Here is a 24,092-nt window from a genome sequence, read left to right as displayed (position 1 = left end):
TGTCACTCTCTCGATGGTCGGACCGGGTGTGTTTCAGCGGACGGACGGCATGCGGCGGCGCCTCTCGACCCCGACGACGGCCAGCACCAGCAGACCGCCGACGACGAGCACCAGCGGCAGCAGCATCCAGACCAGGACGGCGGCCATGACGACCGCTCCCAGCAGCAGCGCCGAGCCGGACAGGTCCTCGACGGCGCGGTCGCTGCCGACCGACAGGGCTCGGCGGGTGGTCGCCGCCGGGTCGGGCTCGCCCTCGTCGTCGGACCACGCGCCCGTGGCCCGCAGCACGACGACGATCGCACCCGCCGCGAAGAGCGCCACCACGAGCGCGACGATCTCCCCGCCGGGCAGCAGGCCCGACGTCGCGAGCTGCCAGTCGCCGACCAGGAGGACCGCGAGGGCCCCGACCGCCAGGCCGAGGGGCCACAGCGCGCGCGTGGCGGCGGCCCACTCGCGCCAGTAGCGCGCGAGCCGGGTGTCGGCGCCCACCACGTCCCGGCGCAGGTAGGCGACGCCGGCGGCGAGCGAGGGCACCAGCGTGACGAGCAGGAGGCTGCCGACCGCGACGAGGACGCCCACGAGGGCCACCTCGCCGAAGAGCTGGATGCTGCGGTAGAAGCCGCTCGGGCCCCCGCGGCCGGAAGACCGGGAGGCCCGAGCGTCAGGACGGCGTGCCATGTCAGCCCTTGATGCCCTGCGTGGCGACGCCGTTGATGAGGAAGCGCTGGAAGACGACGAAGAAGATCATCACCGGCAGCAGTGCGAGGACGGCCATGGCCATCTGTGCACCGTAGTCCGAGACGGTCGTCTGGTCGACGTACTGGCGCAGCGCGATCGGCATCGTGTACAGGCTCGGGTCCTTCAGGTACAGCAGCGGCCCGAGGAAGTCGTTCCAGGACCAGATGAAGGTGAAGATCGAGCTGGTCACGATCGCCGGGCGCATCAGCGGCAGGATGATGCGGAAGAAGATGCGCCCGTGACCGCAACCGTCGATGCGGGCGGCCTCGTCCAGCGACCGCGGGATGCCGCGGATGAACTGGATCATGAGGAACACGAAGAACGCCTCGGCCGCCAGGAACTTCGGCAGCAGCAGGGGCAGGTAGGTGTTCACCAGACCCAGATTGTTGAACAGGATGTACTGCGGGATGATCGTGACGTGGAACGGCAGCAACAGCGTGCCGATCATGACCGCGAACATCGGCCCGCGTCCGGGGAAGCTGATCCGGGCGAACGCGTAGGCCGCGATCGTCGAGGACAGCACCGTACCGACGACGGACAGCACCGCCAGCAGCAGCGAGTTGTTGAAGAACGTCCAGAACGACACCCCACCGATGCCCGCCAGGGCGGTGGTGTAGTGCTCCATCGTCCACACGTCCGGCAGCAGCTGGGTGTTGCCGATGATGTCCGAGTTCGGCTTCATCGAGGCGAAGACCATCCACGCCGCCGGGTACAGGACCACGATCGTGGCCCCGACCGCGACGAGGTGGAAGATCACCGACTTGACGCGACGCTTGTTGCGGGCCGCGGCCCGGCGGGCCAGCGCCTCGTGGTCGACCGGAGGGGTCTGCGGGGCAGGGGTTTCGGTGAGAGTCGTCATCGTTCGTCTCCCGTGTAGTGGACCCAACCCTTGGACGAGCGGAACAGGATCACGGTGATGACCGCGATCACCGAGACCAGGATCCAGGCCATCGCCGAGGCGTAGCCCATCTGGAAGTCCTGGAACCCGCGCAGGTACAGGTACAGCGTGTAGAACATGGTCGAGCCCGCCGGCCCACCGGTCCCGCCGGAGATGATGTAGGCCGAGCTGAAGACCTGGAACGCGGCGATCGTCTCCAGCAGCAGGTTGAAGAACAGCACCGGGCTCAGCATCGGCAGCGTGATGTTGCGGAACTTGCGGATCGGGCCGGCGCCGTCGCACTCGGCCGCCTCGTACAGCTCGGTGGGGATCTGCTTCAGACCCGCCAGGAAGATGACCATCGGGGCACCGAAGCCCCACACCCCCAGCAGGATCAGCATCGGCAGCGAGAACGCGGGGTTACCCACCCAGCCGCCGACGTCGATCCCGACCGCCTGCTGGATACGGTCGACGATCCCGTCGTCGATGAACATCACCTTCCACACGATGGCGATGGACACCGAGGCGCCGATCAGCGACGGCGCGTAGAAGATCGACCGGTAGGCACCCTGGCCGCGATGCTTCATGTTCAGCAGCATCGCCACCGCCAGCGCCGCGGCGAGCTTGATCGGCGTGCCCAGCAGCACGTACCCGGCCGTCACCTGCGCGGACTGGATGAACCGCGGGTCGTTGAACAGGTCGACGAAGTTCTCGAAACCGACCCACTCGGGCGCCGTGAAGAGGTCGTAGTCCGTGAACGCCAGGTACAACGAGGCGAGCATCGGAAAGGCCGTCAGACCGAGGAATCCGATGATCCACGGAGACAGGAAGAGGTAGCCGGACCGGATGTCTTCCGGCTTGTACTTGCGCTTGCCCTTCTGCGGGGGCAGCGGGGTCTCGGCGTCGGTCCGCTGCAGGTGCTGCGCGGGTACCGGCTGACCCGGTGCGGCGACGGGTGCGCCAGGATCGATTGAAGCCATGGGGGAACCTCCGGTGCGTGCGGCCCCGCGATGCCACGCGGGGCCGCACGCTACGTGGGGAGCGTCAGGACTGGCCGACGGTGTCGTTGGCGAAGGCGAACCACTGCTCGACGAACTCGTCGACCGTGATGTTGCCGTAGCCGAGCTCCTCGGCCAGGCGCATCCACTCGGCCTCGATGGAGCCGAAGCCCTCGACCGGCAGCGGGGCCGACTCGGTGACGTCGGGAGCCACCATCTCCTCGTACTCGAGGACGGTGGCGTCGACCGAGCCCTCCTCGACGTTCATGGCGTCACGCTGGGCGGCCACGGCCGGCACGCCCTTCGAGGTGCCGAAGATCTCGCCGACCTCCGGGTCGTTGACCAGGAAGCTGATGAGCTCGGCGGCCTCGGCCGGGTGCTCGGAGTTGGCGCCCGAGGACAGCAGCATCGACGGCTTCCAGAACTGCTGGGGCCCGTTGTCACCCGCCGGCATCGGCAGCATGTGGATGTTCTCGGTGCCCGCGTCGGAGATGTAGCCGGCCAGGAAGTTGTCCCAGCTGGCCTCGGCAGCGGCCTCGTTCGAGGTGAACCCGCCCAGCGGGGCGAGCTGCACGGCGCGCTCGGTCGGGAAGAGCTGACCGGCCTCGCGCAGCTCGGAGGCGAGGTTGAGGAACTCGGTGACGGCGGCCTCGTCGAAGTTGAGCTGCCCGTCCTCGGTGAACGGCTGCTCGCCCTGCTGCAGGAACCACTGCAGGAAGAACCAGAAGGTCCCGGTGTAGTCACCGGAGCCGTAGATGGCCGGGTCCTCGCCCGCGCCGGCCTCGGAGGCCTCGGCGATGAAGGCGTTGAAGTCGTCCCAGGTGTAGCCCGGCTCGAGCGGGTCGACGCCGATCGTGTCGAGCACGTCCTGGTTGTAGAACAGCGCGAGGGTGTTCTGCGAGGTCGGGATGCCGTACTGGGCGCCCTCGATGGTGCCGGAGGACAGCAGCGCGTCCTCGAAACCGGAGGTGTCGATCTCGCTGCCGACGTACTCGGACAGGTCGGCGAGCTGACCGGTGCCGCCGTACTGGCGCAGGTAGGACAGGTCCATCTGGAACACGTCGGGCAGCGACTGACCGGCGGCCTCCGTGTTGCGGGCGGTCCAGTAGTTCTCCCAGTCCTGGAACTGGGTCTGGACGGTGATGTTGGGGTTCGCCTCCTCGAAGAGGTCGATCGACTCCTCGTACCGCGCGGCACGGTCGTCGTTGCCCCACCAGGCGACGGTCAGCGTGACGTCGCCGCCCTCGGCGTCGCCACCACCGTCACCGGACTCGGTGTCGCCACCGCTGCACGCGGTCAGGACGAGAGTGACCGCAGCGGTCGCGGCGGCCGCACCGGCGGCCTTACGCGTGATCCTCATCGGAGCCTCCTTGCTCTGTTCTGTCGACGTGAGGTGCCCCCTGTGGCAGCCTCAGTCGCCGTCGACTTGAAACGATACAATACAGATCTCCAGCCAGATGTAAAGCCCCGCTGGAAAGCGCTTCATCACGATCCGGCAACAAGAAGGTGACCTGGGCCACACCCCGGAGGGGGTGCATGTGAGCGATCACACCGCCGCAGAGCCTACGTGCCGGGCGTGTCGAGGCCGCACCGGGGCGCCGGTTTTCCGCACAGGACCACCGCACGACCGTGTCCGGATCGTGACCTGCTGGTGCGGACCCGGTCGCGACCCGTGCGGGGCGGCGCCGGTCCCGGAGGAGGCGCCGGAGGCGGAGGAGGCGCCGGTCCCCCAGGAGGCGCCGCGGTCTCACCGCATCGTGGCCGTGTGCTCCGCGAGCGCCTCGACCTCGACGGCCACGGCGTCGAGCAGCCGCGGGTCCTGCGCGGCGTCGCCGGGGAGCAGCCCGGGCAGCGCCGTCAGGGCGCGCGTCACCTCGACCGGGTCGGCGTGCTCCGCCGACCCGTCGCCCACGGCGGCGACCAATCGCTGCAGCTCCTCGCCGCGGGGGTCGTCCACCGCCCGGCCCTCGACGGCCTCGCGCCGGACGACCTCCGCCCAGCAGGCCAGCGCGTAGGCGGCACCGTGCGGGACGTGGTCGGCGGCCAGCCGTGCCGCGATCGTGTCGCCCCAGCGGTAGGGGATCTTCTGGGTGCCGTCCATCGACACCTGCCGCGTCGTGTGCCCGGTCGCCGGGTTCGCGAACCGCTCGAGCAGCGACTCCCCGTAGGCGGACAGGTCCGCACCGGCCGGCGGGGTGAGCGTCGGCAGGGCGTCGTCGAACAGCAGCTGGCGTGCCCGGGCCGCGATCGCCGGGTCCTGGACCGCCTCGGCCATCGTCGTGTGCCCGGCGAGGCGACCCGCGTACGCGAGCAGCGAGTGGGTGCCGTTGAGCAGCCGCAGCTTGGCCCGCTCCCAGACGGAGACGTCGTCGGTCAGCGTGGCCCCGGCCTCCTCCCAGGCCGGGCGCGGTCCGGCGAACCGGTCCTCGATCACCCACTGGGAGAACGGCTCCCCCACGACGAGGCCTTCGTCGCGCACCCCCAGCTCGGCCTCGACCGCGTCCCGCTGCCCCGGCGTCGTGGCCGGCACGATCCGGTCGACCATCGAGCAGGGGAAGGTCACGTCGCGCGCGAGCCAGTCCCGCAGGTCGTCGCCCTCGGCGCCGGGCAGCGCGGCGTCGACGGCCTCGCCCACGAGCCGGGCCAGCACCCGACCGTTGTCCACCATGTTGTCGCAGGTGAGCACGGTCAGCGGCCGCCGCTCCCCCGCGGCTGCGGCGGACCGCTGCCGTGCCGCCAGCCCGCGGACGAGCAGCCCGATCGCGCTCGCACCCGGGACGACGTCGGCGGCCGCGGTCCCGTCGTCGGCCCCGGCAGAGGTCTCGGCGGCGAGCGCCGCCAGGTCGCCGTCCACCTGCGACCGGTCGAGCGCACCCGCGCCGTCGCGGCAGTACCCCTTCTCGGTGACCGTCAGTGTGACCAGGTGGGTGGTGGGCGCGGCGATCGTCGACAGCACCCGCCCGGTCTCCTCGGCCGGCCAGGCGACGTCGAGCACCGAGCCCACCAGGTCGATCGAGCTCTCGTGCGCCCCGGCGGTCAGGACGGTGTACACCCCGCCCTGGGGTCGGAGCTGGTCGCGCACCCGTGCCGACCGCTGCGTGACGCCGAGGATCCCCCAGCGCCGGTCCCCCGTGGCGCGCGCGGCCTGCTCGGTGCAGACCGCCTGGTGCGCGCGGTGGAAGGCCCCGATGCCGAGGTGCACGAAGCCGACGGTCTCGGGCGTCACCGGCGGCTGGGTCCCGGCGGGCAGGTGGTCACGGTGCAGTCGGTCGGTCACGGGAGTCCTCCGGGACGGTGGCGGGTGGTGCGGTGGACGAGCGGACCACCAGGTCGACGTCGAGCGGTGCGGGGGCGCCGCCGTCGTCGGCCAGGAGCAGGTCCACGGCGGCGCGCCCCAGGGCGCGCAGGTCGGCCCGCAGCGTGGTCAGCGGTGGGGAGACGAGGGAGGCGACGTAGGAGTCGTCCGAGCCGACGACGGAGAGGTCGCGCGGGACGTCCAGCCCACGGGCCCGCAGCCGGTCGACGAGTCCGACGGCCACGAGGTCGTTGAAGGTCAGCACCGCGGTGGCGCCGCAGGCCACGACGAGGTCGGCGGCGGCCTGCCCGCCCTCGACCTGCGGCCGGAACGCGCCGAGCGGGACGACCTCGACGTCGTCGTACCGTTCGGCCGCCGCGGCCAGGCCGGCACGACGGCGCCGGTCGCTCCAGGAGCCGGCGGGCCCGCCGACATACGCGACGCGGCGGTGGCCGAGCGCACGCAGGTGCTCGAGCGCGCGGCGCATCCCGGCGGCGTGGTCCGCCGCGACGGCGGGCACGCCCGCGGCCGCCTGGTTGACGAGCACGACCCGCCGCCCCTCGAGCGCGGCGAGCGCGGCCTCGACGGCGCGGGGCGAGCAGAGCACGACGCCGTCGGTCTGCGGGGCCAGGGAGCTCAGCACCTCTGCCTCGAGGTCCGGGTTCTCCTCGGTGTCGACGACGAAGAGCCCGGCGCCGTGGTCCCGGGCACGCGCCTGGGCACCCTTGGCGACCGCCGCGAAGTAGGGGTTGGACAGGTCCGGGACGACGAGCCCGAGGGCTCCGGTCCGGCCGGCGCGGAGGAAGGAGGCGGCCCGGTTCGGGCGGTACCCGAGCTCCCGGGCCGCGACCTCGACGCGTTCGCGCGTGGGGGCGGCGACCTTCTGCGGCGAGGCGAGCGCCCGCGAGACCGTGGAGATGGACACGCCGGCCGCCCGGGCGACGTCGTGCACCGTGACCATCTCTCCGCCTCTCTGCGAACGTTTGCATCCGGATCTTCAGCATCATCGTAACGCTTGCTCACTGGCAGGACGATCTCGGCAGCGCGTAGGATGCAAACGTTGTCATCATCTCGACGAGGAGGCGGACATGAGTGAGCCGTGGACCCTGCACCCCGACCGGGCCCTGCCCGCGGACCCGACGACGCGGGAGATCGCCCGGGAGATCTACGCCTCGACCCGGTCGCTGCCGATCGTGTCGATGCACGGCCACGTGCCGGTGGAGTGGTTCGCGGACGACACGCCGTTCGGCGACCCGGCCCAGCTGTTCGTGGTCCCCGACCACTACCTGACCCGCATGCTCGTCTCCCAGGGCGAGACCCTGCCCCGCCTCGGCGTGGGCTCCACGGGTACCGAGGAGGTCGAGCAGGACCCACGAGAGATCTGGCGGCGGTTCTGCGCCGGATGGAAGCACTTCCGCGGCACGCCGACGCGCTACTGGCTCGAGCACGCGTTCGTCGAGATCTTCGGCGTCACGCAGCGCCCGTCGGCCGAGACCGCCGACGCGATCTACGACCAGGTCGCCGCCCGCCTCGAGTCCCCGGAGTTCCGGCCCCGCGCACTGCTCGACACCTTCGACATCGAGGTCATCGCGACTACCGACCCGGCCTGGGCCTCGCTGGAGGACCACGCCCGGCTCGCCAAGGACGGCTTCGGCGACCGCGTGCTGCCCACCTTCCGTCCCGACCCGCTGCTGCACGTCGACCGGGAGGCCTGGCGCGACGAGATCGACCTGCTCGCCCGGGCCGCCGACGTCGAGGTCGACGGGTACGACGCCTACCTCGAGGCGCTGCGCGTCCAGCGTCGCCGGTTCGTCGAGGCCGGGGCCCGCGCCACCGACCACGGCCACCTGTGGGCCGACACCACCCCGCTGGACGACGGCGAGGCGCGCCGGATCTTCGCGGCCGCGCTGGCCGGCGAGGTCACGGCGGACGAGGCCCGGGCGTTCAGCGGGCACATGCTGTTCGAGATGGCCCGCATGTCCTGCGAGGACGGCCTGGTCATGCAGCTCCACCCGGGCGTGCTGCGCAACCATGCCAGCGCGCCGTTCGCGGCGTTCGGACCGGACAAGGGCTACGACATCCCGGCGGTCACCGAGTTCACCCGTTCGCTGCAGCCGCTGCTGGACGCGTTCGGCCACCACCCCGGCTTCCGGTTCATCGTGTTCACCGTGGACGAGGACGTCTACTCCCGCGAGCTGGCCCCGCTGGCCGGGGTGTACCCAGCGATGAAGCTCGGTGCCCCGTGGTGGTTCCTCGACGCCCCCGACGCGATGCGACGGTTCCGCGAGGCCGCGACCGAGACCGCCGGCTTCAGCAACCTCAGCGGGTTCGTCGACGACACCCGGGCGTTCTGCTCCATCCCCGCCCGGCACGACCTGGCCCGCCGCGTCGACGCGGGCTACCTCGCCCGGCTGGTGGCCGAGCACCGTCTCGAGCAGGACGAGGCCGTCGAGGTCGCCGGGGACCTGGCCTACCGCTCGGCCCTGGCCTCGTACCCGCAGCCGTGAGCGGTCGCCCGGCGGTGCGTCGTCGACGTGCCGCCGGGCCTCAGGCCGGGTCGCCCCGCACGAAGCGCTGCCGGGTCTCGGCGAGCACGGGACGGTCCGCGCGCAGCACGCCGGCGACCCACAGCACGCCGAGCAGCGCGAGCAGCGCCGGGGACATCAGCCACCCGACGGCGGCCGCGAGCACGATCAGGACGAGGACGACGAGGGTCGAGCGCGGCAGCCGCCCGAGGAAGTACAGGCCGAGCCGGGCGGTGTCCCGGGCCCGGAAGGCGAAGAAGGACGCGATCACCGTGCTCTGCACGAGCCACAGCAGGACGAGCACGCCGATGCCGATCGCGACACCGACCGCCCAGGCGGGCGCCGTGCCGGCCGCGTCGACGACCGTGAAGGCCAGCACCGCGAGCGCCAGGACGGTCGGCACCCAGAGGGTGAGCGCGTCGACCACGTTGAGCCGGTAGCCCCGCCCGAAGGCCGCCGCCGGCCCGAGCCCGTCGTCCTGCGCCTTGTCGCCGAGGGCGAAAAGCGCCGCCGAGAACGCCGGGCCGACGAAGAGCAGCCCGAGCGCGGCCAGGGCCGCCGCCGCGGCCCCGGACCCCAGGAAGCCGACCAGCAGCACGCTGGGCGACACGGCGAGCGCGAACAGGATCCCGACGACCAGGAGCCGCAGGGCGGTCGGTGTCGCGTCCGGGGTCACGGGGCGGTCCGATGAGGTCACGGGCCCACGCTACCGAGGCGACGTCCGTCCGTGCGCCGGTGCGTCCGTGCGTCGGTGCGTCCGGGCGGCGACCTTCCGCCGAGGTAGGCAATCTCTCCGCCGAGGTAGGCAACTCTGGGCCGAGGTAGGCGAGGAACCCGTGCCTACCTCGCGGGAAAGTTGCCTACCTCGGCGGAGGGTTGCCTACCTCGCGGGCGGGGCGGGCGGACCGGTGCTCAGCGCTGGACGCGCGCGCTGCCGCCCGAGGCGAGCTTGGCGACCTCGGCGAGGGTCGCCGTCGTCGTGTCGCCCGGGGTCGTCATGGCCAGCGCCCCGTGCGCGGCCCCGTACTCGACGGCCTCGGCCAGGGAACCCAGCTCCATCAGGCCGTAGGCCAGGCCCGAGGCGAACGAGTCCCCTCCGCCGACGCGGTCCAGGATCTCCAGGTCGGACCGGTGGGTCGCCTCCGCGAAGCCCTCGGCACGCGACCACGCGATCGCGCCCCAGTCGTTGACGGACGCGGACTTCACGCCGCGCAGGGTCGTGGCGATCGCCTGGAAGTTCGGGTACTCGGCCGCGGCGGTCTTGATCATGGCCCGGAAGGCGCCCGTGTCCAGGTCGGTGAGGTCCTCGTCGACGCCCTCGACCTCGAAGCCGAGCGACGCGGTGAAGTCCTCCTCGTTGCCGATCATCACGTCGACGTGCTCGGCCAGGCGCCGGTTCACCTCGCGGGCCCGCTCGACCCCGCCGATGCCCTTCCACAGGGAGGGCCGGTAGTTCAGGTCGTAGGACACGATCGTGCCGTGCCGGCGGGCGGCGGCCATCGCGGCCTCGGCGACCTCAGCGGTGGACTCCGACAGCGCCGCAAAGATGCCGCCCGTGTGCAGCCAGCGCACGCCGGAGCCGAACAGCGCGTCCCAGTCGACGTCGTCGGGCCGCATCTGCGAGGTGGCGGTGTGCCCGCGGTCGCTGGTGCCGATCGCCCCGCGCACGCCGAACCCGCGCTCGGTGAAGTTCAGCCCGTTGCGGACCTCGCGGCCGATGCCGTCGAAGTCGCGCCACTGCACCCAGGAGGTGTCCAGGCCGCCGGTGAGCATGCAGTCCTCGACGAGTCGACCGACCTCGTTGTCCGCGAGCGCCGTGACGATCGCGCCGCGCAGGCCGAAGCACCGGCGCAGACCGCGCGCGACGTTGTACTCGCCGCCGCCCTCCCAGACGTCGAAGCTCCGGGTGGTGCGCACGCGCCGCTCGCCCGGGTCGAGGCGCAGCATGACCTCGCCCAGCGCGACGACGTCGTAGCGGCACTCGGCGGCGGGGCGGGTGGTGATGGACGGGTTGGTCATCTCAGCTCTCCTTCGTCGGTGCGGCCAGCGCCACGGCGTCGGCGGTGCGGCGGGTGATCTCGTCCCACGCGCCGGCGTCCACGAGGGACTTGGCGACCATCCAGGAGCCGCCGACGGCGAGCACGGGCGGCAGGGCCAGGTAGTCGGGCAGGTTCTCGGCGCTCACGCCGCCGGTGGGCACGAACCGCAGGTCGCCGAACGGGGCGGCGAGCGCCTTGAGCGCGGCCGGGCCGCCGACGACGGAGGCGGGGAACAGCTTGACCGTCGAGACCCCGAGGTCGAGGGCGGTCATGATCTCCGTCGCGGTGGCCACGCCGGGCAGCACGGGCACGCCGTGGTGCTGCGCGCGGCGCACGACGGCCTCGGACAGGCCCGGCGAGACGATGTAGCGGGCCCCGGCGTCGACGACGGCGTCGACCTGGTCGGCGGTGGTCACGGTCCCGGCGCCGACGACGACGTCGGGGCGCTGCTGGGCGACGGCACGGACGGCGTCGAGGCCGCCGGCGGTACGCAGGGTGATCTCGGCGACCGGGAGGCCGCCGGCGACGAGCGCGTCGGCGAGGGCGAGGCCCTGGTGGGCGCCGTCGACCACGACCACGGGGACGAGCCGGTGCGCGGCGAGGGTCTTCAGCACGGTGTCGTCATCGACTGACATTCTCACTCCGTTTCGCTATGGTGAACGTCAGTTGTTCACTACGAAACGCACTCTACCGGACGGTCTCGATGGAACCCAGCCCCCTCGGCAGCGTCGACAAGGCGCTGCTCACCCTCGACGCCCTCGGCCGCGCCGGCGCGGCCGGCACCACGCTCGCCCGGCTCGCCACCGACGTCGGCGTGAACAAGTCGACCCTGCACCGCACGCTGTCCGCGCTGCGGCACCGGGGGTACGCTGAGCAGTCCGACGACGGCGGCTACCGCCTCGGGCCGGCCGTGCTCGCCCTGAGCAGCAGCTACCTCGCCGAGGAGAACCTGCCCGCGCTGCTGCGTCCCGCGCTCGAGGCGCTGCGCGACGAGGTCGACGAGCTCGTGCACCTCGGCGTGCTCGCCGGCCAGGAGGTGGTCTACCTCGACAAGGTCGAGCCGCAGCGTGCCGTCCGGGTGTGGTCCGCCGTCGGACGGCGCCGGCCCGCGGAGACCACGGCGCTGGGCCGGGCCCTCGCCGCCCCCTCCGCGGGTGTCGCCACCGAGACCGAGGAGACCGAGCCGGGGATCGCGTGCGCCGCCGTCGCGGTGCTGCGCGGCGACCGGCCCGTCGCCGCGGTGTCGATCACCGCCCCGGTCGAGCGGATGACCGGCCCGTCCCGCGACCGCCGGATCCGTGCGCTCACCGAGGTCCTGCCGCAGCACCTGCCGCCCGGCCTGACCGTCTCCGGACCGGCGTCACGCTGAGTCGGCCGTCCGCAGCCGGTCCCTGACCGTCCGCATCGTCGGCCGCCCGGCGGGGCCCACCGCCGTCGGGCAGCATGAGCCGTATGACCCGCAACCCGCTCGACATCCTCTTCCTCGGCGGCTCCGGCATCATCAGTGCCGCCTCCGTGCGCCGGGCGGTCGCCCGGGGGCACCGCGTGACCGTGCTCAACCGGGGCCGCTCCACGCATCGTGAACTGCCGGCCGACGTCGAGCAGCTCGCCGCGGACGTCACCGACGACGCCGCCGTGGACGCCGTGCTGGACGGCCGCGACTTCGACGTCGTCGCCCAGTTCCGGGCGTTCTCCCCGGACCACGTCGCCCGCGACATCGCCCGCTTCACCGGCCGCACCGGCCAGTACGTGTTCGTCTCGAGCGCCTCCGCCTACCAGACGCCCCCCTCCCGGCTGCCCGTCACCGAGTCGACCCCGCTGCGGAACCCGTACTGGGCCTACTCGCGCGACAAGATCGCCGGCGAGGACCTGCTCGTGCGCGCGTACCGCGAGAACGCCTTCCCCGCCACGATCGTGCGGCCCAGCCACACCTACGACCGCACGCTGCTGCCGACCCTCGGCGCCTGGACCGACGTGGCACGGATGCGCGACGGACGTCCCGTCGTCGTCCCCGGGGACGGCACCAGCCTGTGGACGCTCACCCACACCGAGGACTTCGCCGTCGGGTTCGTCGGCCTGCTCGGCCACCCGCACGCGATCGGCGACACCTTCCAGATCATGGGGACGCACGCACCCACCTGGAACCAGATCTACACGTGGCTCGCCGCCGCGGCCGGGGTGCCCGACCCCGAGATCGTGCACGTCGCCTCCGAGACGATCGCCCACGTGCTGCCCGACCTCGGGCCCGGCCTGCTCGGCGACAAGGCCCACTCGATGGTCTTCGACTGCGCCAAGCTGCAGGCGCTCGTGCCCGAGTTCGCCACGACGATCACCTACGACGACGCCGCGCACGAGCAGATCGCCTGGTGCGACGCGCACGCCGCCGCGCGGGAGACCGACCCCGTGCTGGACGCGGGGTTCGACCGGCTGGTGGCGCACGCCGGGGCGATCTGACGTCGGACCGACCCGTAGGCTCACGGGGTGACCCAGCCCCTCGTCCTGCTCGACCTCGACGGCACCCTCATGGACTCCGCCCCCGGCATCACGTCCTCGGTCGCCCACGCCTACCGCGCGCTCGGGATCCCCGTGCCCGACGACGCCACGCTGCGCACGTTCGTCGGCCCGCCGATCACGGACTCCTTCCCCGACCACGGGGTCCCGCCCGAGCGCACCGCCGAGGCCGTGGCGGCCTACCGGGAGGCGTTCACCGCCGGCGGCATGTTCGACAACGCGGTGTTCGACGGCGTCCCGGACGTGCTGCGCGCGCTGCGGGACGCCGGGTGCACGCTGCTCGTGGCGACCAGCAAGCCGGAGGTCTACGCGAAGCCGATCTGCGACCGGTTCGGGATCAGCGACCTGGTCGACGGCGTCCACGGCGCCCCGCTGGACGAGGGCACCTCCACCAAGGCGGACGTGATCGCGGCGGCACTGGCCGCGCAGGGGCGCCGCTCCCCCGTCGACCCGGCCGAGGGCCCGGTCCTCATGGTCGGCGACCGCGAGCACGACGTGCACGGCGCGACCGTCCACGGCATCGACTGCCTCGGGGTGTCGTGGGGCTACGCCGCGCCCGGCGAGCTCGAGGCCGCCGGCGCGGTCGCCGTCGTCGACGAGGTCCCCGCACTGGCTCCCGCGGTCCGTGACCTCCTCAGCCCCGCCTTGTGAGCCCACCGCTTCCGTCGGAGACTCGTCGCAGGACGACGGGAGTGCATCCATGACCGAACGCCCGGAGACGCTGATCATCGGTGCAGGTCAGGCCGGACTGTCCACGGCGTACCATCTCCAGGCTCGGGGGCGCGAGGCTCTCGTCGTCGACGGGTCCGACCGCGTCGGCGACACCTGGCGTCGTCACTACGACTCGCTGCGGCTCTTCACCCCGCGGGGCATCATCGGGCTGCCGGGCTCGCCGTTCCCCGGCGACCGGAAGTCCGTACCCACCAAGGACGAGGTGGCCGACTACCTGGCCACCTATGCCGCGCGGCACGGGCTGGCGGTGCGCACCGGCGTGACCGTCGAGCGCGTCGTCCGCCACGACGGCGGGTTCCGCGCCGACACGCCGGACGGGCCGATCCACGCGGATCACGTCGTCGTCGCGACGGGCAAGGCCCGGCACCCCCGGGTGCCGTCGTTCGCGTCCGAGCTCGGCGACGACATCGTCCAGCTGCACTCCGCGGAGTATCAGCGCCCGAGCCAGCTGTCCGCCGGACCGGTCCTGGTGGTGGGCGCGGCGGTGTCCGGCGGGGACATCGCCGTCGAGGCCTCCCGGACCCACCCGACCACGCTGTGCGGGAGGGTCACCGGCCACATGCCCTTCCGCAGCAACGGTCCCCTGACACCGCTCATCCCGTTCATCGGCAATCGTCTGCTCAGCATGCGGAGTCCGCTGGGGCGGCGGTACCGGGCGGCGGAGCGCGACCACGGCCAGCCGCTGCCGGTCGAGCTGCTCCGATCGATCCGGGAGGTACCCGACGACCGTCTCGAGTGGACCGATGACCGTGTCGTGGGGGTGCAGGACGGGCTGCCGATGACGGCGTCGGGCCGGGCCCTGGACGTGGCCAACGTCATCTGGTGCACCGGGTACCGGCACGACTACACCTGGGTCGAGCCACTCCGCATCGATGCGGCGGGGTGGCCGGAGCAGGTCGACGGCGCCGCCACCGGGAGTCCGGGTCTGTTCTTCGTCGGCCTGCCCTTCCAGTCGGCCTACGGCTCCGGGTTCCTGTACGGCGTCGGGCGCGATGCGGCGAAGGTCGCCGCGCAGATCGATCGGGGCACGTGAGCCCGAGGGCCCGGCCTACCTGGCCGGAAGGTTGCCTACCTCGGCGGAAGGTTGCCTACCTCGGCGGAAGGTTGCCTACCTCGGCGGAAGGTTGCCTACCTCGGCGACCGGTCCTGGCGTCCTGGGGTCCGGGCGCCCGGGTACGGACGCGGGCACGACGAAGGCCCCGGAACCCTCGCGGGGTTCCGGGGCCTTCGGTGTCAGGCGGTGCCGCTCACGCGGTCAGCGCGTCACGCGGGGAATCACTCCGCGCCGGCCTGCATCTGGCCGGTGGGCGGCAGGTCCTTGACCGAGACGCCGGACGGCGACTCCAGCGCCGCCGCGGCACCGACGGCAACCGGGCCACGGTCGTGCTCGGACTTGGGGACCCCGCGGAAGGTGAACTCCCCGAGGATGCCCTCGCCCTCGCCGTCGACGACGACCATCTCGCCCTGCTTGAGGTCGCCGAACAGGATCTTCTCGGACAGCGCGTCCTCGATCTCCCGCTGGATGGCCCGCTTGAGCGGCCGCGCACCGAGGACCGGGTCGTAGCCCTTCTCGGCGAGCAGCTTCTTGGCGGCCTGCGTGAGCTCGATCGCCATGTCCTTGTCGCGCAGCCGGCGGTCCAGCTTGGCGATCTCGAGGTCGACGATCTCGATGATCTCCTGCTCGGACAGCTGCGGGAAGACGATCATGTCGTCGACACGGTTGAGGAACTCGGGCCGGAAGTGCTGCTTGAGCTCCTCGTTGACCTTGGCCTTCATCCGCTCGTACGACGTCACCAGGTCGCCGCCGGCGTTGAAGCCGGTCTGGACGCCCTTGGCGATGTCCCGGGTACCGAGGTTTGTCGTCATGATGATGACGGTGTTCTTGAAGTCGACCACGCGACCCTGGGAGTCGGTGAGACGACCGTCCTCGAGCACCTGCAGCAGCGAGTTGAAGATGTCGGCGTGCGCCTTCTCCACCTCGTCGAACAGCACGACGGAGAACGGACGACGGCGCACCTTCTCGGTGAGCTGGCCGCCCTCGTCGTAGCCGACGTAGCCGGGGGGCGAGCCGAACAGCCGCGAGACCGTGTGCTTCTCCGAGAACTCGGACATGTCGAGCTGGATGAGCGCGTCCTCGTCGCCGAAGAGGAACTCGGCGAGCGCCTTGGCCAGCTCGGTCTTCCCGACGCCGGTGGGGCCGGCGAAGATGAACGAGCCACCGGGACGCTTCGGGTCCTTCAGGCCGGCGCGGGTGCGACGGATGGCCTGCGACAGCGCCTTGATCGCCGCGTCCTGACCGACGACGCGCTTGTGCAGCTCGTCCTCCATGTGCAGGAGCTTGGAGGACTCCTCCTCTGTCAGCTTGACCACCGGGATACCGGTGGACATCGCCAGCACCTCGGCGATCAGCTCGTCGTCGACCTCCGCGACCGTGTCGAGGTCGCCCGACTTCCAGGCCTTCTCCTTCTCGGCGCGCTTCTGCGTGAGCTGCTTCTCGGTGTCACGCAGGCCCGCGGCCTTCTCGAAGTCCTGCTCGTCGATCGCCGACTCCTTCTCGCGGCGCGCCTCGGCGATCTCCTCGTCGAGCTCCTTGAGCTCCGGCGGGGCCGTCATGCGGCGGATGCGCAGGCGCGCGCCCGCCTCGTCGATGAGGTCGATCGCCTTGTCCGGCAGGTAGCGGTCGTTGATGTACCGGTCGGCGAGCTGGGCCGCGGAGACCAGCGCGGAGTCCGTGATGGACACGCGGTGGTGCGCCTCGTACCGGTCGCGCAGGCCCTTGAGGATCTCGATGGCGTGCTCCATCGAGGGCTCGTTGACCTGGATCGGCTGGAAGCGACGCTCCAGGGCCGGGTCCTTCTCGACGTGCTTGCGGTACTCGTCGAGCGTGGTGGCACCGATGGTCTGCAGCTCGCCGCGGGCCAGCATCGGCTTGAGGATGCTGGCCGCGTCGATCGCGCCCTCGGCGGCACCCGCCCCGACGAGGGTGTGGATCTCGTCGATGAACAGGATGATGTCGCCGCGGGTGCGGATCTCCTTGAGCACCTTCTTGAGGCGCTCCTCGAAGTCACCGCGGTAGCGCGACCCGGCGACGAGCGCGCCGAGGTCGAGCGTGTAGAGCTGCTTGTCCTTCAGCGTCTCGGGCACGTCGCCGCGCACGATGTCCGCCGCGAGGCCCTCGACGACGGCCGTCTTGCCGACGCCGGGCTCGCCGATGAGGACCGGGTTGTTCTTGGTGCGGCGGCTCAGCACCTGCATGACGCGCTCGATCTCCTGCGTCCGGCCGATGACCGGGTCGAGCTTGCCCTCGCGGGCCGCCTGGGTCAGGTTGCGGCCGAACTGGTCCAGCACGGCGGAACCCGACGGCTGGCCCTCCTGGGGGCTGCCCGCGGCGACCGGCTCCTTGCCCTGGTAGCCGGACAGGAGCTGGATGACCTGCTGGCGCACCTTGTTCAGGTCGGCGCCCATCTTGGTCAGCACCTGGGCAGCCACGCCCTCGCCCTCGCGGATGAGGCCGAGGAGGATGTGCTCGGTGCCGATGTAGTTGTGGCCGAGCTGCAGCGCCTCGCGCAGCGACAGCTCCAGCACCTTCTTGGCGCGCGGCGTGAACGGGATGTGCCCGCTCGGGGCCTGCTGGCCCTCGCCGATGATCTCGGTGACCTGCGCGCGGACACCGTCCAGGGAGATGCCCAGGGACTCGAGCGCCTTGGCCGCCACGCCCTCACCCTCGTGGATGAGGCCGAGGAGGATGTGCTCGGTCCCGATGTAGTTGTGGTTGAGCATCCGCGCTTCTTCTTGAGCGAGGACGACGACCCGACGGGCTCGGTCCGTGAATCTCTCGAACATGTGCTGCTCCTCATGCGGGCGGCATTCCTGCACCCCGTCGGTGTGACGGCGACAGCCTGACCGCTACGACTCTATTCGCTCCCAACTCGACCGAGGGCCTCCGAATGCCCGTGTTCGCCAGGGGCGTGACGGCGTGGCCCGTTGCCGACTCCGGCCGGCGGGGGAAAGGTAAGGGCAAGCGGCCACACGCACCGGGAGGTCCACATGGACGACGTCGGACGGGACGCAGGGCACGAGGACACCGGCCGGGATGCTGCGCCGGCGGAGGAGCAGGCCGGGGAGGTCGATCCGCGGATGGCGCGGTTCTCCGGCCGCGTCGGGGAGGTCGACGACCCGCTGACCTGGGGCCTCGACCTCGAGGACGAGGCCCTGACCGGGTGCGAGGACGACGCCGACCCGACGTCGGACCGGTTCGTCCGCTCCTACCGCACCGTCGCCGGGGAGTCGCTGGAGGTGGAGACGCTCCGCACGCCGGTGTCCGAGGACGCGGTGGAGGACGTCGTCCGGGCCGCGGCCAGCGGGGCTCTCGCCGCGCCGCTGCACGCCGACATCGCGGCACCGGTCGAGCCGGACGCGGAACCGGCCCCCCGGCCGGGCCGGGACTTCGCCGACGACTTCGCGGACTACCGCAGCGCGATGCGGGCGATCGTCACCGAGGTCGACGAGGTCGACCTGCGTCGCGCGCCCTACGCCGTCGACGGCCGGTCGACGGCCGCGACCTGGGTGCAGGTGCGCGACGTGGTGGCCGTGCACGTGGCGACGCCCGGACGCGGCCTCGTCGTGACGGGTCCGGCCGACCTCGTGGACCGGATCACGGTGCTCACGCGCCCGATCCGGTCGCTGCTGCAGCCGCCCGAGCGCCGCTGACCCTCCGCCGCCGCCCGCACGACGTGGCGCCGGGACGCGTCGTCGTGCCTGGTCACGGTGACCGTTCTACGGTGGATCCATGGACGGCATCGTGGTCGGGGTCAACGGTTCGGTCGAGGCGGACGAGGCGCTGGACTGGGCGGTCGCAGAGGCACGGACGGCCGGCCTGCCGCTCGTCGTCGTGATGGCCGCCCACGAGCGGGACGACTCCGCGCTCGGCGAGGTGCTCGCTGCACGCCGCGCGGAGGCCGAGGAGATCGTGGACCGCGCACGGGAGCGCCACGGCGGCGACCTGGACGCGGAGATCACCGTGGTGCACGGCCCCGCACCGGAGGGTGTGATGGCCGCGGCCGACGACGCGGACATGCTCGTCCTGGGCCGACGACGGCGGAACCGGCTGGGGCGCCGGCTCCTCGGCTCGGTCTCCACCACGGTGGTCGAGCACGCGCGCATCCCGGTGACGGTGGTGCGCCGCCCGGAGGACGGCGACCAGAGCGGTCCCGAGCAGCCGTCCGACGAGACCCGGGTGGTGGCGGGGGTCGACACGTCCGGCCACTCGGTGGCGGCGCTGCGTCACGCCGGCACGGTCGCCGCCCGTCTGGACGCGGTGCTGGAGCCGGTGTTCGCCTGGCAGATCACGACGCTCGCGCCGCTGCCGGGCTCCTGGGGCTGGGCGCCACCGATCGACGACTACGAGGACTTCGCCCGGGAGCGCCTGGAGGACGTGATCCGGTCGGTCGAGCTTCCGCTGCCGCCCGACCGGATCAGGCCGCGGGTCGTGCACGGCCAGGCCGCGAAGGTCCTCATCGAGGCCTCCGCGGGTGCCGACCGGATCGTGGTCGGCACCCGCGGGCTCGGCGGTTTCGACCGCCTGATGCTGGGCTCGACCGCCCGGCAGGTGCTCGACTACTCGAGCAGCCCCGTGACGGTCCTCAACGGGTGACCTCGGCGGCCTCGACGTCGTCCTTGCCGGGGTCGGGGCGACCCCGGTCGTCGCGCATGAGGACCATCGCGATCACCGTGACGGTGACGACCACGACGCCCATGACGATGTAGGACGCGCTGAAGCCGATGGCGTCGTAGGACAGGCCGAAGACCCAGGAGAAGATGAACACGCCGGCGGCCTTGGCCATGTTGAAGCCCACCATGTAGGCGGTGGCCGAGATGCTGACGTCGAACATCCGGGTGATGTACTTCCACACCGAGACGAGCATCAGCGGCATCTCGATCGCGGCGAGCAGCCGCCACACGATGAGCATCTCGGTCGAGACGATGAAGGCCGAGCCGACGACCCGCACCACCAGCACCGCGGCGAACAGGATCAGCCCCCAGCGGGCCCCGATCTTGTTGATGACGAACGGCATCACAACCATCACGGCGGCCTCGAGCAGGATCTGCACGAACACCACGCGGGAGAACAGCACCTGCGGGTCGGCGATCCCCGTGACGTGCTGGTTGAAGTAGATGGCGAACTGCTGGTCGAAGACGTCGTACAGGGCGGCCGTGCCGAACATCAGGACCATGAAGCCGACGAACGACCGGTTCCGCAGCAGCTGCTTGACGGTGCCGGAGTCGACCTGCGGCATGCCCGAGGAGGGCTCCTGGTCGGCGGCGATGGCGGCATAGCCCGCCTCGCCCGGCCGCGGGGTCCGCACGACGAACAGCAGGACACCGAGCACGATCGCCGAGAAGGTGCCCGCCCACCAGACGTTGTCCGGGTCGGCGGCCCAGATGAATCCGCCGACGAGGGAGGCCGTCGCGCCGGCCAGCGAGCCGAACAGCCGCACGTGCCCGTATTCGAACCGGTTCGCTCGGGCCGTGCGCTCGTTGAACGCCTCGATGACGCCGACGCCGCCCTGCAGCACCAGGGAGAGGTACACACCGGCGACGACGGCCGCGAGCACCTGGTTGAAGGTGACGATCGGCAGGAAGACGAACGTGAAGAACGGTCCGATGAACGCCGCGCAGAGCACGACCCACGCGAAGAGGTGCTTGCGGAACCCGAGGCGGTCCTGGATGTAGCCGTAGAACGGCTGCAGGCAGAAGGACACACCCGCCATCACCGAGTAGATCAGACCGATGTTCCCGCTGGTCATGCCCGCGTGCTCCTCCAGCCACGGGCTGAGGAACGTCATCGTGAGCTGCCAGATGGCGAAGTAGAAGAAGAACAGCCCGCCGATGTTCCAGAACGCGGGCTTCTTCAACGACGCGACGGCGCTCGGGGAAGCGGCACGGGCTCCCTCGTGATCGGTCGTGGACGTGGTGCTCACAGCGCTGCCTCCTCCAGGTCGTGCGCCAGACCGGAGGGCGGCAGCACCTCGGTCGTCGTGGGGGTCGGTCGGGTGTCGGGCACCGGGGTGCCCCAGATCGGGTCGCCGTCGGCGTCGAAGGGCAGGACCTGGGCCCGGGCGTGCCGGTTGGGGTCCCACAGCGGGTCGCCGACGATCTCGGTGTAGTCACGGGCGTGGTAGACCAGCACGGTCTCGCCGTCGGGCGTCTCGGTGAACGAGTTGTGCCCCGGGCCGTACTGGCCGACCGACGGGTCGGAGACGAAGACCGGCTCGGTGGACTTGGTCCACGAGGCCGGGTCGAGCAGGTCGGCGTCGACGTCGGCGGTGAGCACACCCATCGCGTAGTCGATGCCGGTCGCGGAGCCGGAGTAGGTGAGGAACAGGCGACCGCCGTGGATCAGGACGGACGGGCCCTCGTTGACCCAGAAGCCCTTGATCTCCCAGTCGAGCTCGGGCCGGGTGAGCTCGACGGCCGGCGTGGCGAGCGTCCAGGGGTTCGCCATCCGCGCGATGTAGAGGTTCGAGTGCCCGTAGACCTCGAGGTCCTCCTGGGCCCACACGAGGTACTGCTCCCCGTGCAGGACGAACGTCGTGGCGTCCAGCGCGAACGACTCCCAGCCGGTGTCGACCTGGCCGCGCTCGACCCACTCCCCCGTCAGCGGGTCGTCGGCCGTGCACTCGAGGACGAAGACCCGGTGGTTGAAGGTCTCGTTCTCGCTGGGGGCGTCGACCGTGCCGTGGCCGACCGGTGCGGCGGCGTAGTAGATGTACCAGGCGTCGTCGACGCGGTGGATCTCCGGCGCCCAGATGAGGTGCGACTGCGGACCGGTGGCGTGCTTGGTCCAGATCGTCACCTCCTCCGCCGCCTGCAGGTCCTCCAGCCGCGCGGCGCGGCGCAGCACGATCCGGTCGTAGGCCGGGTACGAGCCGGTGAAGTAGTACTGGCCGTCGTGGCGCAGTACGTGGGGGTCCGCGCGCTGCAACACGATCGGGTTGGGCGCGACCTGAGCGTGGTCCGTCATCGGTGCTCCTCGGGGGTGGCGACACGGGGGCGGACCGTCCGTTGGTCGACTCCCGTCCACATCAGGGTAAACGATGTAATACATCGTTGGAAACTCCGTGCCGCCAAGACGCGCACCGCTGACCAGCGGCGACATGACGGGTGATGGACGTCACCGGCCCGAGGCGCCCTCGTGCGCGGCGTCGAGGGTCCGGGCCACACTGTCACCATGTCCTCCACGACCACCCCCGCCGGCCTGCTCCTGACACCCGGGGCCGGCGCCGACCGTGAGCACCAGACGCTGCGCGCCGTCGAGGACCACCTGGCTGCCCTGGATCCGCCGCTGCCCGTGACCCGGGTCGACTTCCCGTACCGGATCGCGGGCCGGCGCGCCCCCGACCGGCCGTCCGTCGCCGTCCCGCACGTCCGCACCGAGGCCGAGGCCTTCGCCGACCGGCTCGGGGTCACGACGGACCGCCTGCTGCTCGGCGGGCGGTCCTACGGCGGACGGATGTGCTCGATGGCCGTCGCCGAGGGAATGCCCGCCGCCGGGCTCGTCCTGCTGAGCTACCCGCTGCACCCGCCCGGCAAGCCCTCGACGCTGCGCGTCGACCACTTCGGACACCTCGACGTCCCGGTGCTGTTCGTCTCCGGGGACAAGGACCCGTTCGGCCGTCCCGAGGAGCTCGCCGAGCAGGCAGCGGCGATCCCGGGACCCGTCACGCAGGTGACCCTGGCCGGCGCCCACGACGTCAAGGCCGTCGACGACGTCGCCCGGACCGTCGCCGACTGGGTCGCCACGCTCTGACCACTGCCCCGAGGCCCCCTGGTTCGCCTACGATGTGGCTCGCCGTCCGGCACGAGCCGGTCCCCAGCGTCGGAAGGTCCCCGTGCGTCCCGTCCACCTCGTCTCTCGCGCCGTCGCGAGCATCGTGCTGGCCGGTGTCGCGGGCGGCCTCGCCGTCACCGCCGCGGCCGCCGACGACGACCTCACCGTCACCGTCGACGGGGTCAGCTATCGCGACCGCGACCAGCGCGACCACGAGGACCGCGTCGGCTACTCGATCCGGAGCCTGGAGGGCTGGCGCTACGAGTGGCTGACCGAGCCGATGACGATGGGCCGGGCCGGGGACGTCGCGTTCAGCCAGGCGTCCGCGACCATGCCCGACGGGTACTGCGTCGTCTACGTGCGGGTGCCCGGGGTGGGCGAGTGGCACGAGCACTCCGGCGGCGCCCGGTGTACAGGTGAGCGCCGCACCTCGCAGCCGTCGGCCCCCGCACCCTCCACCCCGAGTGCGCCGACCCCGACCGAGGCCCCCGAGCCCACGCCGACGTCCGCGGAGCCGACTCCGGCCGAGGAAGACCCGACCCCGTCGCCGACGCCGTCTCCGAGCGCCTCACCGACGCCGTCGCCGAGCCCGTCCCGCTCGGCGTCGCCGTCAGCGTCGGCGTCACCGAGCCCGACGGCGTCCACCGCCTCGCCGTCCGCCGCCGGCCTGGGCGACCCGACCGCGGGCGCGGCCGACCAGGACGGTGAGCCCGGCGACAGCGACCTGTGGAGCGCCCAGGAACGCCTGCTGGACGGGGACGCCTGGGCCGCCATCGGGCTCGGCCTGGCCGCCGTTGGCGTAGCCGTGGGCGGCGCCGTGGCCTGGCGGGCCCGGCACCTGACCGACTGAGGGTCAGCGCCCCCCGGCGGGCTCGGCGGGGTACTCCGCCGGGCGCTTGCCCAGCTCGACGGCGATCTCGCGCCGCTCGTCCAGGATGCCCGGACGCTCCTCGTCCCGCTGTCGCAACGCGTCGCGCTGGAGGTCGCCCGAGAGGTGGTCCCAGTACAGGACGCCGTCGAGGTGCTGGCTCTCGTGGATGAAGCACCGGGCCAGGTAGCCCGTGGCCTCGAGCTGCACCGGTCCCCCGTGCTGGTCGACGCCGCGCACGGTCGCGGCGGCGCGGCGCGCGAGCGGCTCGTAGGCGCCGGGGACCGACAGGCAGCCCTCGTCCTCGGTCACCAGCTCGGCCGAGCCGTCGACCGTCAGCTCGGGGTTGACCACGTGGCCCACGTGCCGATCGCCCCGGTCGTCGGTCAGGTCGTAGACGAAGACGCGCAGGTCGACACCCACCTGAGGTGCCGCGAGACCGACGCCCTGGGCCACCTCCATCGTGGCGAACAGGTCGTCGACCAGCCGGGCCAGCTCCGGGGTCGAGAACGTCTCGACCGTCCGCGCCGGGCTGTGCAGCACCGGCTCGCCGATCTCGGTGATCCGCAGCACGCGACCGCGACGGGCCTCCGGTACCTGCGCCGGGTACGGGTCGGCGGGCTCGCCGAGCAGATAGGTCGTCGGCCGCCGACGCCCGAAGGTCCACACCATGCCCCGA

The 24,092-nt window shown here is 72.1% G+C and carries 22 protein-coding genes; 9 read left to right on the top strand and 13 right to left on the bottom strand.

The annotated features are described in order from the left end of the window. Window positions 1–33: 33 nt before the first annotated feature. The 6 genes from PO879_RS02515 to PO879_RS02490 all read right to left on the bottom strand — a co-directional run bounded on the left by PO879_RS02515 (window position 34) and on the right by PO879_RS02490 (window position 6,869). Entirely contained in the window at window positions 34–678 is a 645-nt protein-coding gene (locus PO879_RS02515) for a Poxvirus protein I5 (RefSeq protein ID WP_278236368.1), read from the bottom strand. A gap of 1 nt (window position 679) precedes the next feature. Next, on the bottom strand, window positions 680–1,597 hold the full coding sequence (locus PO879_RS02510) for a carbohydrate ABC transporter permease (RefSeq protein ID WP_278236367.1): 918 nt from the start codon (window positions 1,595–1,597) through the stop codon (window positions 680–682). Beyond that, a complete protein-coding gene (locus PO879_RS02505) occupies window positions 1,594–2,595 on the bottom strand; it encodes a sugar ABC transporter permease (protein ID WP_278236366.1) in 1,002 nt (333 codons plus the stop codon). The genes PO879_RS02510 and PO879_RS02505 overlap by 4 nt, the downstream gene beginning before the upstream one ends. Window positions 2,596–2,659: 64 nt before the next feature. Beyond that, window positions 2,660–3,973, bottom strand: a complete 1,314-nt coding sequence (locus PO879_RS02500) for a sugar ABC transporter substrate-binding protein (protein ID WP_278236365.1) — start codon at window positions 3,971–3,973, stop codon at window positions 2,660–2,662. 387 nt (window positions 3,974–4,360) lie between these two features. Next, window positions 4,361–5,890 carry a mannitol dehydrogenase family protein gene (locus PO879_RS02495; protein ID WP_278236364.1) on the bottom strand — a complete coding sequence of 510 codons (1,530 nt, stop codon included), beginning with the start codon at window positions 5,888–5,890 and terminating at the stop codon, window positions 4,361–4,363. Continuing rightward, window positions 5,868–6,869, bottom strand: a complete 1,002-nt coding sequence (locus PO879_RS02490) for a LacI family DNA-binding transcriptional regulator (protein ID WP_278236363.1) — start codon at window positions 6,867–6,869, stop codon at window positions 5,868–5,870. Before PO879_RS02490 ends, PO879_RS02495 begins: the two co-directional genes overlap by 23 nt. A 127-nt stretch (window positions 6,870–6,996) precedes the next feature. Here PO879_RS02490 and uxaC point away from each other — a divergent pair, with 127 nt between their 5' ends. Continuing rightward, a complete protein-coding gene (uxaC, locus tag PO879_RS02485; RefSeq protein ID WP_278236362.1) occupies window positions 6,997–8,415 on the top strand; it encodes a glucuronate isomerase in 1,419 nt (472 codons plus the stop codon). A gap of 40 nt (window positions 8,416–8,455) precedes the next feature. Here uxaC and PO879_RS02480 read toward each other — a convergent pair whose 3' ends face one another. The 3 genes from PO879_RS02480 to eda all read right to left on the bottom strand — a co-directional run bounded on the left by PO879_RS02480 (window position 8,456) and on the right by eda (window position 11,107). Further along, the gene (locus tag PO879_RS02480) at window positions 8,456–9,130 is read right to left on the bottom strand and encodes a glycosyltransferase (RefSeq protein WP_278236361.1); all 675 of its coding nucleotides are present in this window, start codon (window positions 9,128–9,130) and stop codon (window positions 8,456–8,458) included. Between the two features lie 215 nt (window positions 9,131–9,345). Beyond that, window positions 9,346–10,452 (bottom strand): sugar kinase, encoded by a 1,107-nt coding sequence (locus PO879_RS02475; RefSeq protein WP_278236360.1) that lies wholly within the window; start codon window positions 10,450–10,452, stop codon window positions 9,346–9,348. A 1-nt stretch (window position 10,453) separates the two neighbouring features. Next, a complete protein-coding gene (gene eda / locus PO879_RS02470; protein ID WP_278236359.1) occupies window positions 10,454–11,107 on the bottom strand; it encodes a bifunctional 4-hydroxy-2-oxoglutarate aldolase/2-dehydro-3-deoxy-phosphogluconate aldolase in 654 nt (217 codons plus the stop codon). Between the two features lie 68 nt (window positions 11,108–11,175). Between eda and PO879_RS02465 the strand changes: the two genes are divergently transcribed. From PO879_RS02465 to PO879_RS02450, 4 genes are all read left to right on the top strand, one after another. Then, on the top strand, window positions 11,176–11,841 hold the full coding sequence (locus tag PO879_RS02465) for an IclR family transcriptional regulator (protein WP_278236358.1): 666 nt from the start codon (window positions 11,176–11,178) through the stop codon (window positions 11,839–11,841). 83 nt (window positions 11,842–11,924) lie between these two features. After that, window positions 11,925–12,926 (top strand): NAD-dependent epimerase/dehydratase family protein, encoded by a 1,002-nt coding sequence (locus PO879_RS02460; protein WP_278236357.1) that lies wholly within the window; start codon window positions 11,925–11,927, stop codon window positions 12,924–12,926. Window positions 12,927–12,953: 27 nt separating this feature from the next. Next, window positions 12,954–13,634: an HAD hydrolase-like protein gene (locus PO879_RS02455; RefSeq protein ID WP_278236356.1), complete on the top strand. Its 681-nt coding sequence runs from the start codon at window positions 12,954–12,956 to the stop codon at window positions 13,632–13,634. Between the two features lie 49 nt (window positions 13,635–13,683). After that, entirely contained in the window at window positions 13,684–14,748 is a 1,065-nt protein-coding gene (locus PO879_RS02450) for an FAD-dependent oxidoreductase (RefSeq protein ID WP_278236355.1), read from the top strand. Between the two features lie 242 nt (window positions 14,749–14,990). Here the strand turns inward: PO879_RS02450 and PO879_RS02445 are convergent, their stop codons facing one another. Beyond that, the gene (locus PO879_RS02445) at window positions 14,991–17,558 is read right to left on the bottom strand and encodes an ATP-dependent Clp protease ATP-binding subunit (protein WP_278236354.1); all 2,568 of its coding nucleotides are present in this window, start codon (window positions 17,556–17,558) and stop codon (window positions 14,991–14,993) included. Between the two features lie 204 nt (window positions 17,559–17,762). Between PO879_RS02445 and PO879_RS02440 the strand changes: the two genes are divergently transcribed. Both PO879_RS02440 and PO879_RS02435 read left to right on the top strand, forming a co-directional pair. After that, window positions 17,763–18,425: a hypothetical protein gene (locus PO879_RS02440; protein ID WP_278236353.1), complete on the top strand. Its 663-nt coding sequence runs from the start codon at window positions 17,763–17,765 to the stop codon at window positions 18,423–18,425. Between the two features lie 79 nt (window positions 18,426–18,504). Further along, a complete protein-coding gene (locus PO879_RS02435) occupies window positions 18,505–19,368 on the top strand; it encodes a universal stress protein (protein ID WP_278236352.1) in 864 nt (287 codons plus the stop codon). Here PO879_RS02435 and PO879_RS02430 read toward each other — a convergent pair. Continuing rightward, entirely contained in the window at window positions 19,358–20,695 is a 1,338-nt protein-coding gene (locus tag PO879_RS02430) for an oligosaccharide MFS transporter (RefSeq protein WP_278236351.1), read from the bottom strand. The genes PO879_RS02435 and PO879_RS02430 overlap by 11 nt on opposite strands. Then, complete coding sequence (locus PO879_RS02425) at window positions 20,692–21,738, bottom strand: glycoside hydrolase family 43 protein (protein ID WP_278236350.1); 1,047 nt, start codon at window positions 21,736–21,738, stop codon at window positions 20,692–20,694. Before PO879_RS02425 ends, PO879_RS02430 begins: the two co-directional genes overlap by 4 nt. Before the next feature lie 207 nt (window positions 21,739–21,945). On the opposite strand from PO879_RS02425, the gene PO879_RS02420 reads away from it, so the two are divergent. Together PO879_RS02420 and PO879_RS02415 are read left to right on the top strand one after the other, a co-directional pair. Beyond that, window positions 21,946–22,524 carry an alpha/beta family hydrolase gene (locus PO879_RS02420; RefSeq protein WP_278236349.1) on the top strand — a complete coding sequence of 193 codons (579 nt, stop codon included), beginning with the start codon at window positions 21,946–21,948 and terminating at the stop codon, window positions 22,522–22,524. Between the two features lie 82 nt (window positions 22,525–22,606). Then, on the top strand, window positions 22,607–23,395 hold the full coding sequence (locus PO879_RS02415) for a hypothetical protein (RefSeq protein ID WP_278236348.1): 789 nt from the start codon (window positions 22,607–22,609) through the stop codon (window positions 23,393–23,395). Window positions 23,396–23,398: 3 nt separating this feature from the next. Here the strand turns inward: PO879_RS02415 and def are convergent, their stop codons facing one another. Continuing rightward, entirely contained in the window at window positions 23,399–24,085 is a 687-nt protein-coding gene (gene def, locus PO879_RS02410) for a peptide deformylase (protein WP_278236347.1), read from the bottom strand. Between the last annotated feature and the right edge of the window lie 7 nt (window positions 24,086–24,092).

The organism is Isoptericola sp. AK164 (assembly GCF_029643425.1).
Taxonomy (GTDB): Bacteria; Actinomycetota; Actinomycetes; order Actinomycetales; family Cellulomonadaceae; genus Isoptericola; species Isoptericola haloaureus.
The sequence above is the reverse complement of the archived record's forward strand: the minus strand, read 5'-3'. Positions and strand labels throughout refer to the sequence as shown.

What these genes read in the sequence shown, in the direction of transcription:
- PO879_RS02460 (WP_278236357.1), top strand. Translation starts at nt 11,925, where the DNA reads ATGACCCGCAACCCGCTCGACATCCTCTTCCTCGGCGGCTCCGGCATC.
- PO879_RS02475 (WP_278236360.1), bottom strand. Translation starts at nt 10,452, where the DNA reads ATGACCAACCCGTCCATCACCACCCGCCCCGCCGCCGAGTGCCGCTAC.
- PO879_RS02440 (WP_278236353.1), top strand. Translation starts at nt 17,763, where the DNA reads ATGGACGACGTCGGACGGGACGCAGGGCACGAGGACACCGGCCGGGAT.
- PO879_RS02515 (WP_278236368.1), bottom strand. Translation starts at nt 678, where the DNA reads ATGGCACGCCGTCCTGACGCTCGGGCCTCCCGGTCTTCCGGCCGCGGG.
- PO879_RS02445 (WP_278236354.1), bottom strand. Translation starts at nt 17,558, where the DNA reads ATGTTCGAGAGATTCACGGACCGAGCCCGTCGGGTCGTCGTCCTCGCT.
- def (WP_278236347.1), bottom strand. Translation starts at nt 24,085, where the DNA reads ATGGTGTGGACCTTCGGGCGTCGGCGGCCGACGACCTATCTGCTCGGC.
- PO879_RS02420 (WP_278236349.1), top strand. Translation starts at nt 21,946, where the DNA reads ATGTCCTCCACGACCACCCCCGCCGGCCTGCTCCTGACACCCGGGGCC.
- eda (WP_278236359.1), bottom strand. Translation starts at nt 11,107, where the DNA reads ATGTCAGTCGATGACGACACCGTGCTGAAGACCCTCGCCGCGCACCGG.
- PO879_RS02450 (WP_278236355.1), top strand. Translation starts at nt 13,684, where the DNA reads ATGACCGAACGCCCGGAGACGCTGATCATCGGTGCAGGTCAGGCCGGA.
- PO879_RS02425 (WP_278236350.1), bottom strand. Translation starts at nt 21,738, where the DNA reads ATGACGGACCACGCTCAGGTCGCGCCCAACCCGATCGTGTTGCAGCGC.
- uxaC (WP_278236362.1), top strand. Translation starts at nt 6,997, where the DNA reads ATGAGTGAGCCGTGGACCCTGCACCCCGACCGGGCCCTGCCCGCGGAC.
- PO879_RS02500 (WP_278236365.1), bottom strand. Translation starts at nt 3,973, where the DNA reads ATGAGGATCACGCGTAAGGCCGCCGGTGCGGCCGCCGCGACCGCTGCG.
- PO879_RS02465 (WP_278236358.1), top strand. Translation starts at nt 11,176, where the DNA reads ATGGAACCCAGCCCCCTCGGCAGCGTCGACAAGGCGCTGCTCACCCTC.
- PO879_RS02490 (WP_278236363.1), bottom strand. Translation starts at nt 6,869, where the DNA reads ATGGTCACGGTGCACGACGTCGCCCGGGCGGCCGGCGTGTCCATCTCC.
- PO879_RS02505 (WP_278236366.1), bottom strand. Translation starts at nt 2,595, where the DNA reads ATGGCTTCAATCGATCCTGGCGCACCCGTCGCCGCACCGGGTCAGCCG.
- PO879_RS02435 (WP_278236352.1), top strand. Translation starts at nt 18,505, where the DNA reads ATGGACGGCATCGTGGTCGGGGTCAACGGTTCGGTCGAGGCGGACGAG.
- PO879_RS02510 (WP_278236367.1), bottom strand. Translation starts at nt 1,597, where the DNA reads ATGACGACTCTCACCGAAACCCCTGCCCCGCAGACCCCTCCGGTCGAC.